The sequence below is a fragment of the Bremerella cremea genome, assembly GCF_003335505.1.
GTDB classification, from domain to species: domain Bacteria; phylum Planctomycetota; class Planctomycetia; order Pirellulales; family Pirellulaceae; genus Bremerella; species Bremerella cremea_A.
This window is the reverse complement of sequence record NZ_QPEX01000016.1, coordinates 1-9204: the sequence shown is the minus strand read 5'-3', so window position 1 is coordinate 9204 and position 9204 is coordinate 1. Positions and strand designations below refer to the sequence as shown.

7 protein-coding genes are annotated in these 9204 nt (G+C 51.0%); 1 reads left to right on the top strand and 6 read right to left on the bottom strand.

The window, feature by feature from the left end:
• Positions 1-217: 217 nt before the first annotated feature.
• From DTL42_RS09730 to DTL42_RS09715, 3 genes are all read right to left on the bottom strand, one after another.
• Positions 218-1591 (bottom strand): RHS repeat domain-containing protein, encoded by a 1374-nt coding sequence (locus tag DTL42_RS09730; RefSeq protein ID WP_114368539.1) that lies wholly within the window; start codon positions 1589-1591, stop codon positions 218-220.
• 516 nt (positions 1592-2107) lie between these two features.
• Positions 2108-2719 carry a hypothetical protein gene (locus tag DTL42_RS26730; RefSeq protein WP_114368537.1) on the bottom strand — a complete coding sequence of 204 codons (612 nt, stop codon included), beginning with the start codon at positions 2717-2719 and terminating at the stop codon, positions 2108-2110.
• A gap of 63 nt (positions 2720-2782) precedes the next feature.
• Entirely contained in the window at positions 2783-3919 is a 1137-nt protein-coding gene (locus DTL42_RS09715; protein WP_158545300.1) for an RHS repeat domain-containing protein, read from the bottom strand.
• A gap of 360 nt (positions 3920-4279) precedes the next feature.
• Between DTL42_RS09715 and DTL42_RS09710 the strand changes: the two genes are divergently transcribed.
• Positions 4280-4483: a hypothetical protein gene (locus DTL42_RS09710; RefSeq protein WP_114368535.1), complete on the top strand. Its 204-nt coding sequence runs from the start codon at positions 4280-4282 to the stop codon at positions 4481-4483.
• Positions 4484-4868: 385 nt separating this feature from the next.
• Here the strand turns inward: DTL42_RS09710 and DTL42_RS09705 are convergent, their stop codons facing one another.
• From DTL42_RS09705 to DTL42_RS25980, 3 genes are all read right to left on the bottom strand, one after another.
• The gene (locus tag DTL42_RS09705) at positions 4869-5549 is read right to left on the bottom strand and encodes a hypothetical protein (protein ID WP_114368534.1); all 681 of its coding nucleotides are present in this window, start codon (positions 5547-5549) and stop codon (positions 4869-4871) included.
• A 130-nt stretch (positions 5550-5679) separates the two neighbouring features.
• Positions 5680-7695 carry an RHS repeat domain-containing protein gene (locus tag DTL42_RS09700; RefSeq protein ID WP_147274222.1) on the bottom strand — a complete coding sequence of 672 codons (2016 nt, stop codon included), beginning with the start codon at positions 7693-7695 and terminating at the stop codon, positions 5680-5682.
• Between the two features lie 162 nt (positions 7696-7857).
• A complete protein-coding gene (locus DTL42_RS25980) occupies positions 7858-8967 on the bottom strand; it encodes a TolB family protein (RefSeq protein ID WP_147274221.1) in 1110 nt (369 codons plus the stop codon).
• Positions 8968-9204 lie beyond the last annotated feature (237 nt).

The following is a 9204-nucleotide window of genomic DNA, read 5'->3' as shown; positions in this document are numbered from 1 at the left end:
AATATTTTAAAGCAGGACACTACCGTCAAAGATAACATCCGCGGAAAACGCCTCCGCGCCGGCTGGGACGAGACGGTGCTGGACAAGATTTATGCCGGTTTTAATGGGGATTGAACATGCGATTGCCGTGTGGGAGCCGTGTTCTAAGCGTTGTCATACAGGGTTGTCCAGTTCAACACAATTCGGATTGTGTCGAGTTCGATGTGACGCAACTTGCCTAGTCTTGGTGATTGTACTCGCTGTTCATGCAGTATATCCAAACACGAATTAATAATGCCAATACACAGAAGTAAAGAACATTGCATGGGGAAGTTGCACCCATGTTTTGTGCACACTTTTGACACACCAGTGTGCCAACTACTGAGCAGGCTGCAATAGCCTCAGCTGCAGCTAGCCATCCGAAGGGTTCAAATATACCAGTGCTTATGATCAGAGGTATGCAAAATCCCGCTACACATCCCCCTAGAGCACTACATAAAATTCCAATGTCGCAAATATTCTTGCCAGATAACGCTCTGATGATTACATCAAAACTGATCCCTGCCAAAGCGCCAGCAGCACATGATGCAATTGCAGTGTACAGTGCCTTTGTTGTTCCTGAGAGGTTATTCCACCATTCCCTCCAGGTGGGCGTCGAGATCGGCTCTGGCGACTGAAATGGGTTTTCTTTAGGAGTTACTCGCAGCAATCCAAGAGGATCAGTTGAAAGATCCGGACGTTCGCGAAGATATTGGTTGAGGCTTGGGCGATCGGCATAGCCAATCGGATCTCTCGTAATCCAGCATTCTAATTGAAGGTTCAGATACCGATTTCGGTTGATCTGTAGTCCGGTTGCCAGGTCAAGCTCTCGTCCCGTGTACAGCACGCTCCACGCCAAATTGCTTCCCATGCGGGGCGAGAAGTCGGGATTGAGCTTTTCGCTCTCCCCATACGGCTTATAAGCAAATCGTTCAGGCACGCCTCCAACTGCGTCCGCCACGGCAGTGACGCTCCAGTTGGCATCTTGCATCGCATACAACCGCTCATCGAGTACTCCATTGCCAGTCGTGTCACGATCGCGCAGAGCCAAATCATCGACATATCGCAGACCCCACACGTGTTGAACATGAGACGCGTTGAAAGAGCCGATCCGCTCCTCGATCACTTGCCATTTGGCTGGATCGGTAAAGTAGCAATGACGCGTTTCATCGAGCGCACCGGACTCATACAACTTCACAACTACTCGCCGCTTTACTCCGTCGTACTGGTACTCGGCAATCGTGTTGTTTCCATCTTCTAGCTTCACTAACCGATTCCAGGCGTCATATGTCGCTGCATACGAGTTGGCCAAGTCATCGGGCTGCGCGATTGTCGTCATGTTGCCTGCCCTGTTGTAGGCAGGCGTTGCCCACGAAGTACCGACCGACTCTGCAATACCGGTAATCTCATTCACGTTGTTGGACGTGCGAGGCTGATTCAGGTCCCAGGTTCCATAGCCGTTGATATCCTTCAGGTATTTCTGCCAGTTGCCCGTAGCGTCCAGTGACCAGCATTCAGCTAGTGATTGGTTTGAGATCGTTTCGTGGCTACCGTTTAGAGTTCCTCGCGACATTGTTTTCAAGCGGCCGAGACCGTAGTAGATGTCGCCTGTATCGGGATCGTTGGCACCTGAGGGGGCGGTAGTGTTAGCTTGGTGTCAGGCTCGGTGAGATCGGCAGCGACAGGGCCTTGGACATGCCTGGTCGAATGGTGGCAGCCTTTCCAAGAATGGGGCCGGAAAAGCACAAAACCCTGGCGTATTGCCAGGGCTTTTCTTGGTTTGCAATCTGTGACTGGAGAAGTTGGAAAGCACTGGGTAATGGCTGTCGTTTGGGTATCCGCCGTGGAAAACCAAAACGCCCTCTGGCCCTCCTTGTCTTTCTCCATTCAGGATTGGATTTAAGACCGCCCCTCCCCGATAGGGAGTGGGTGGAAAATCTGGAGGTTCGTATCAGAACCAAAGAGTCCTGAGACCTTAAATCCGAATGCGATTGCCGTGGTCCGTAGGCCAAGCCCTTGATTTAATACTGCATGATCCCTAAGCACCAATATCGCACCGAAAATGACCGCCAACACCGGCTCCATCCCTCTAGTTGTATTCAGGCATACTCCCTTTCATGCCATCGGAATTAATTTCCTCGTCAAGCTCAATGCTCAGTAATTGCCCTACCAGATTTCCGAATTGTCGTAATTTAGGCAGTGGATCCTCCGGCGGAAACACGACCTCAATGAGCACAATAACGGCCCCATACCGTCCTGGTCGGCGTATTACTACTTGATACACTGGGTTGTGTCGCTCTCCAAAATGGTTGTCGGTGACTCGAATCTGGACGCGATCCGTATCATCAACAGGGTAGCGGAACATGACAATAGGAAAGCAATTAAAGAACATGTAACCACTACTCACGCACCGGGCATCGACATCGATCACAACTGCAGGGAAGTATGCCCCTACAAATATGCCAGAGGCAATAAACCCTAAAACGCCAAACCATTTTGACGGGGGCAGTCGTGCCATTTCATCCCCAAAGAACACGCTCCAAATCGGGAGGCCTACAAACCCCAGCAACATGGCAACTCGGATGAATATTCCGAAAGCACTATTGCTGAATTTGACTCCAAAGCGACCACGGCTCCGCTTTTGAAGCACCCCGTCGGGCAGTTGGTCCAATACTACTTCCTGAAACGACCGAATGATCATGACCATCTACTCCTGGTGACACACATCGCCACTATCATGCCAGATACCTAGAGGCATGCCGCACTACAACCACCCATCGTCTTCATTCCAAAAGGTTTTTTCCTGGCAGTACCCTAGCAGACACGCTTCACCTGTTATTTTAACCGAGCACTTCTCTAAGCCGAACGGAGAAGAACTGGGCGTGCCGCTTGGCATGTACCCACCACCGCAAATACTGTTATCGCATGTAATTTTAACACTGCCACATGCCTTTCCCCACCAACTCCAATCAACGGGACAACACTTTAGAAACAGTTGTCCACGCATATTAAGACACAGATCCGTATATTGCTCATCCTTGCAACCTCCTTCGCCGTGAACAATACGACCTGACAGCTGAAACATCCCGCCAACTGTGACGGATGTCCCTGCTGCAGCCGTTACAGTGTCGAGTCTTATCTTAATCTTTGCCTGCACTTTAAGGCCGAAATTGACCCTGCAGTCTGTGGTAACTTTCTGAGCCTCCAGCGAGCAACCGCATCCTTCATCGCAAATCTTCTTCGTGCAGTTTACACTTGCCTCAATGTCGAACTCGATCGGCAACTTCCCTTTAAGCAGACTCCATTTGCGAGGTGGATCGCTTTCATCCCAAGGGAATGGGTAGTTGAGCTGCGTCTTGCTCTCAGTGCACGACAGTCCCATTGGATCTAGCATCAGGATTGGATTGCTGCCGACATACTCATATAATCCCGGGCCATCGCTGTAGCCCATTGGATCCCTAGACAGGAACATACCTAGCCCTGAGCGGAAGTAGCGATTCCTAAACTGATACAGTCCTGTATCGGTATCAAGACGTCTCCCTGTGTATAGGATTTCGTTTCCGATCAGTCCCGAAGACTTGGGAGAAAACGCGCCGTCCAGCACCACAGTACTTCCATATAAAGAATACGCATATCTCTCTATCGCACCGCCGGAATCTTCAATGGCGGCCACAACGTTATAGTTTGCATCTTGGCAATAGAAAGGACGCGTATTACTTGTTTCACTGAGAGCGAGATCATCGATGTATCGCTGTCCCCACACGTACTGCAGACTGGCAGTGCTCGCGGCTCCGCTCCGTTCGAGGCACTGCCAGTACTGATTGTAGTAGAAATGCGTGGCAAGCGAGTTGGCGTCTCGCAAAATTCGTCTGTTGAGGCCGTCGTACGCGAAATCTGCCACACTGGCGATCCCATCGGAAAGGCTTGTCAGCCGGTTCCAGGCATCTTAAGTCGCAAAGTAAGAATTGGATGGATTACTGGGCTGTGGCATGGAAGTCAGATTACCTGATCGATTATACGTAGGCGTGTCCCACGACGTGCCGACCGACTCGGATATATCAGTAATCTCATTCACATCATTCGAGGTGCGGGTCTGATTCAAATCCCAAGTCCCGTCCCCATTGGCATCCTCCAGGTGCTTCTGCCAGTTGCCGGTAGCATCCAACGACCAGCACTCGGCCAGGGACTTATTTGAGATCGCATCGTGACTACCGTTTAGTATCCCTCGCGGCATTGCTTTCAAGCGGTGGACTCCGTCGTAGTGATAAAGCTCGTCCAATGGCTCGCTGAGCGAATTGGCCACGACATTCTGTCGCCAGGTGCGGTTGCTCGCGCGGTCGCAGCCGTACTTGATCCGGTCGACATCGACGGAACTGCCGTAGTCGAACCAGCGGTTGTCTTTTACGCGGCCGAAACGGTCGAGACCGGAGTAGATGTCGCCTGTGTCGGGATCGTTAGTTCCTGAGAGGTCTGCTAAAGTCCATTTGGTATCAGGCGCGGCGAGATTGGCAGCGGTAGAGCCTTGGGCATGTCAGCTCGAAATGCCGTCGCATGATGGCAGGCTTTCCTAGGATGGGTCCGGCAAATCAAGAAAAGCCCTGGCGTTTTGCCAGGGCTTTTCTTGATTTTCGATTTTGGGTTGAATGTCATCGGCTGCATTTAACAAGCAGACATAGGGCGATGGTGGACTTGTCGCTCTCCCTCTGCGGGAAATTAATAAACACCTAGTTCCCTATTTATCACATCCACGTTGCATGCGAAGGAAGTAGCCGTTGACTGTTCCCTTCGCCCCACATTTTTTGTTTCGCTTGGAGCAGCACGCTACTACCCTTCCAGGCACAACCAATGCATTACCTCCCTTTGCTTTCAGGCGTAAGCCACTTTTCTGAAATCCTCCTGGGATCCCAGTTAGAACGAATACGTTTGACAGGCAACACATTGAGTTGAGCGATCTCTGCAGCCAGCCCGTCAAATTCATGTTGTCCCAGGTAGGCCAGCAAGTGGTGGCGTTTCCGTTCCTGGCCATCGACAAGCACGATATTCAATTCCGACTTATATTCCGTTTCCGACCAGCGACTCAGTTCATACTCGGTGCCAGAAACTGCTTGAAGGTGGTCGACTTGTTCGATGGGTACTACTATGCCGTGTCGCGGAAGAGATACCGTGCGAAGTTTACGGTCCACTATTAGCCAGGGGCCCAAGCTCTGCTCGATCCAAAACTTTCGAAGCGTCAACGCAGTGACGCAAGCCCCGGTGGCGAGGAGAATCGATATGGCACTGAAAATCCCAATTGCTTTACGATCGGCATCCGCATAAGTGTTTATAAGATAAAGCGAGCAGGCTAAAAGAAATAAGGTCAGTCCGTTAAAGGCAATGATGCATCCCCACGCAGTTCCGGCAGGCGTGACCGTTAATGTATTAGGGGAAATTGTCAGTTCCCAAGTCCTGATGTTAGTATACCATTGATCCCCCATAATAAAGAGTTCTCGCGGATCTTTGCCTGCTGCTGACTTTCCGATGTCGTCGAACACTATGACTTCATATCCGAATCGCTATTATTTGCAATATCGAGTCTATTGAACTACACGATTAGCCACTGCCACACAGTGAATGCAAATATGTTCATATTTCTGCCAGTGCCCCTTTGACGAGGGGGCCCAACTACCATAAGGTGAATTCAAAGCATGCCGCCAGACAAGCCTTAATCCCAATAGTGCCGGTAAGTCCACCGATTTGCAAGTCGGAGTTACAACTGCTTCCATTGCATTTTATGCAAGCCTTCGCCTCAGCGACAGTTAATTCTCCAAAGAGTTCAAGGCTCACTCGATAGCTAAGGATTCCATAGCTCAGCCGTACTTCACCTCCGCCAGACAATCTTACAGACGCCTTAGGTGAAATACATACCTCAAACCCTGGGTCATTCTTTCCGTTGCACTTGTCTGTCGACCCCCCACCGCTAAAACTCTCTTCTAGTCTGAATCTCAATCTAAAACCGAAGTAGTAACTGATTTTAAATAGTGGGAATACGGTTTGCAAAAATGCTTTGATACCACCAACATCAACGTATCCTGCAGTTATTCTCGACTCCATCAGCACCTTGCCACTGGCAGAAAATTGATCGTCTTTGACGCGACGTCCATCGGGGCAGCATTTATCACATTGCTGACCCTTTATCGACACGGTAAAACCACCTCTGCCATCTATCTTGACCCCCATGCCCGGCAAGGGCAGAGGTATCACTGGAAAGCTGCCATCTTCAGGCCTCGTGTAACGCTCAATCGGGGGGTACTCAAATTTGACACATGAATTCCCAAATGGGTCTACGGAGCTAGGCACGAAATAAGGGAAAAACAAGTTCATGCCATCAACATACTCTTCTCTGTCTCTCGACAAAAATACGCCAAGGCGTGAATGGTAGTACCGGTTTCGAAAGTCATACAGCTGTGTGGTACGATCCAACTCGCGTCCAGTAAAACGATGTACCCAATCGTGATCCGTGCCACTATAGCTCGTGAAGTCTGCATTTAGCGCCTCACTTTGCCCATATGGCTGATAGGCAAAGCGTGTCAGGGTAGCTCCTGAGGCACTGAGTAGCGCTGTGACGCTCCAATTAGCCTCCTGCAAGGCGTAAAGCCGCTCGTCGACGACTCCATCACCGTTTATGTCGCGGTCTCGCAGCACTAATTCGTCAATGTAACGCAGCCCCCAGACGTATTGTCGTTCCGCGTCTGTCGACGAGTCTACCCGTTCCTCGATTACTTGCCATTGCCTGGCATCGGTAAAGTAAGCATGCCGTGTTTCGTCGAGTGATCCTGATGCGTAAGACATCACAACCGTGCGCCGATTGGAGCCGTCATATTGATATTTCGTAACGGCATCTGTTCCGTCGGATAAGGACACTAAACGATTCCATGCGTCGTATGTAGCAGTGTACGACGTTGTTGGATCTAATGGCTGAGGAATGGTCGTCATGTTCCCGCTTCGGCTATACGAAGGCGTCACCCATGAGGGACCGGTAGTTTCTGAGATGCCTGTGATCTCGTTGGCCTGATTCATGCTGCGATCTTGAACCAGGTTCCACGATCCGTTTCCGTCGTTATCTTCGCAGTACCCCTTCCAGTTGTTGGTGGCATCCAATGACCAGCACTCGGCCAGGGACTTATTTGAGATTGCGTCGTGGCTACCGCTTAGCGTCCCTCTCGCCATTGCTTTCAAGCGGTGAGTGCCGTCGTAGTGGCAAAGCTCGTCGAAGGGCTGGCTAAGCGAATTGGCCACCACGCTCTGTCGCCAGGTGCGGCTGCCCGCCCGGGCGTAGCCGCACTTGATGCGGTCGACATCCGCGGAACTGCCGTAGTTATACCAGCGGTTGTCTTTCACACGTCCGAAACGGTCGAGACCTGAGTAGATGTCGCCTGTGTTAGGATCGTTGGTTTCTGAAAGATCGACAAGCGTCCACTTGGTGCCAGGCTCGGTGAGATCGGCAGCGACAGGGCCTTGGGCATGCCTGGTCGAATGGTGGCAGCCTTTCCAAGAATGGGGCCGGAAAAGCAAAACACCCTGGCGTTTTGCCAGGGCTTTTCTTGAGTTTACGATTTGTGACTGGAGCTCAATGACTGGCAGTAGCTGGAAGGCACGGAGCAATGGCTGTCGTTTGGGCATCCCGCTATGGGAAATCAAAGAGCCTCCATTTCCACTTTGTTTTTTTCCATTCAGGGCTGTAATAAGAGCAATCTCTTATCAGTCCTCGATAGGGAGCGGGTGAAAATCAGCAGGCTAGTATTAGAACCCAATGAGTCCTGATACCAAGAATCCTGGAACGTTGAGATCACTGCTGTTGAGCTAGGGGTTGATAGACTTCCCGCAATCAATCGAAGAAATGACACGTAGACCTTGATCTTCGGACGTCATGCCCCAGATCTTCCCGGCAAGCATCCTGGAATTTGACCACTCGATAAGCAAGACCCCTTGGCCATCATTGGTTGTCCGCGGTACGGTTCGCAAACCTTGTACAGCGAAAAGTGGTGCTTGCAACATGCTTTGCAGATCATACAAGACAAGAGTCTGCTGTTCTCCTTGCAGGGCGATTACTTTGTAATTGGACTTGCCGAATATCAATGTGGTGTACCCGTCCAGCAAGTATTTGTCTTTCGCAGTTTCCAGATCGTAGAGCCAAATTTCTCGTTCCCCATAGGGTGCCGCTGTGGCCTTCAAACGACTCGTTAACAAGTAACGTCCATCGGGGGAGAATTGTAGCGGAATCCCACGTGCTTCCAATTTCGAAGGTTCACTAGCCTGGCCTTTCAAATCTAAAATCCAGACAGCGTGATTGTCTGGGCCATCCCCCTTTGTGTAGGCGACCAGAGGGCTAGCAGGCGACATCGCGGCGGCCACTCCAATCTCCCAGATGTGGTTGGACTTGCGATCGAGTAACGTTGTCGAGCCGATCGTACCACTTGAAAATTCATACGTCATTCCCCTTGAAAATAGTAGATATCGTGCGTCGGAAGATACCTGCAGGGGATCGTCCTGATAACGTCCAAATGTCTGCTGGTTTTGCTCGCCGGTCGTTAAATCCTGTGACCAAATGTGACGAAATCCATCGATCTCTCTGGAGAAGAATAATTCTCCTGCATCCCTGGCAACAAGCGGAGATGCCTCGAATGCCAGGCTTGAGGTAACTCGGGTCGCATCCCGTGTCTCTTGGGAGGTCTGGTAGATATCTCCCTTCCCAGTGCAAGGCGAGGCAAAGTATATAGCCCCGCGTACCGAAGTTGCGGACGGCGAGGCGGAAACGAACAAACCACCGGACTGGTAGTGCTCCCAGGAATCTCCCCCTGGTGCAAGTCGGAACACAACACTACGCACGTACACCGCAATAGCCACAAATAATGCGACCATCACCAACAGCACTAGAGTGATCTGAGTTAAATAAGTGTGAGTGCGTTTCACCAATCCATACCTTGTTTCGTTAGAGGGACAGTGCCACGTCTCTTGAACAACGAAAAACACGAACACGGAGAAACTGTTCATTCCCCTGCATAGCGTTGTGCGTGTGCGGCAGCCCACGACTTTCGGACAGTGGCGGGCCAGGTTTTTACGCCGCTAGAACCGGGGCGTGTTCGGCTTCGTATTGGTCTGGCGACTTGTAGCCCAGTGTCTGATGAAGTCGCGTTCGATTGTAAAACG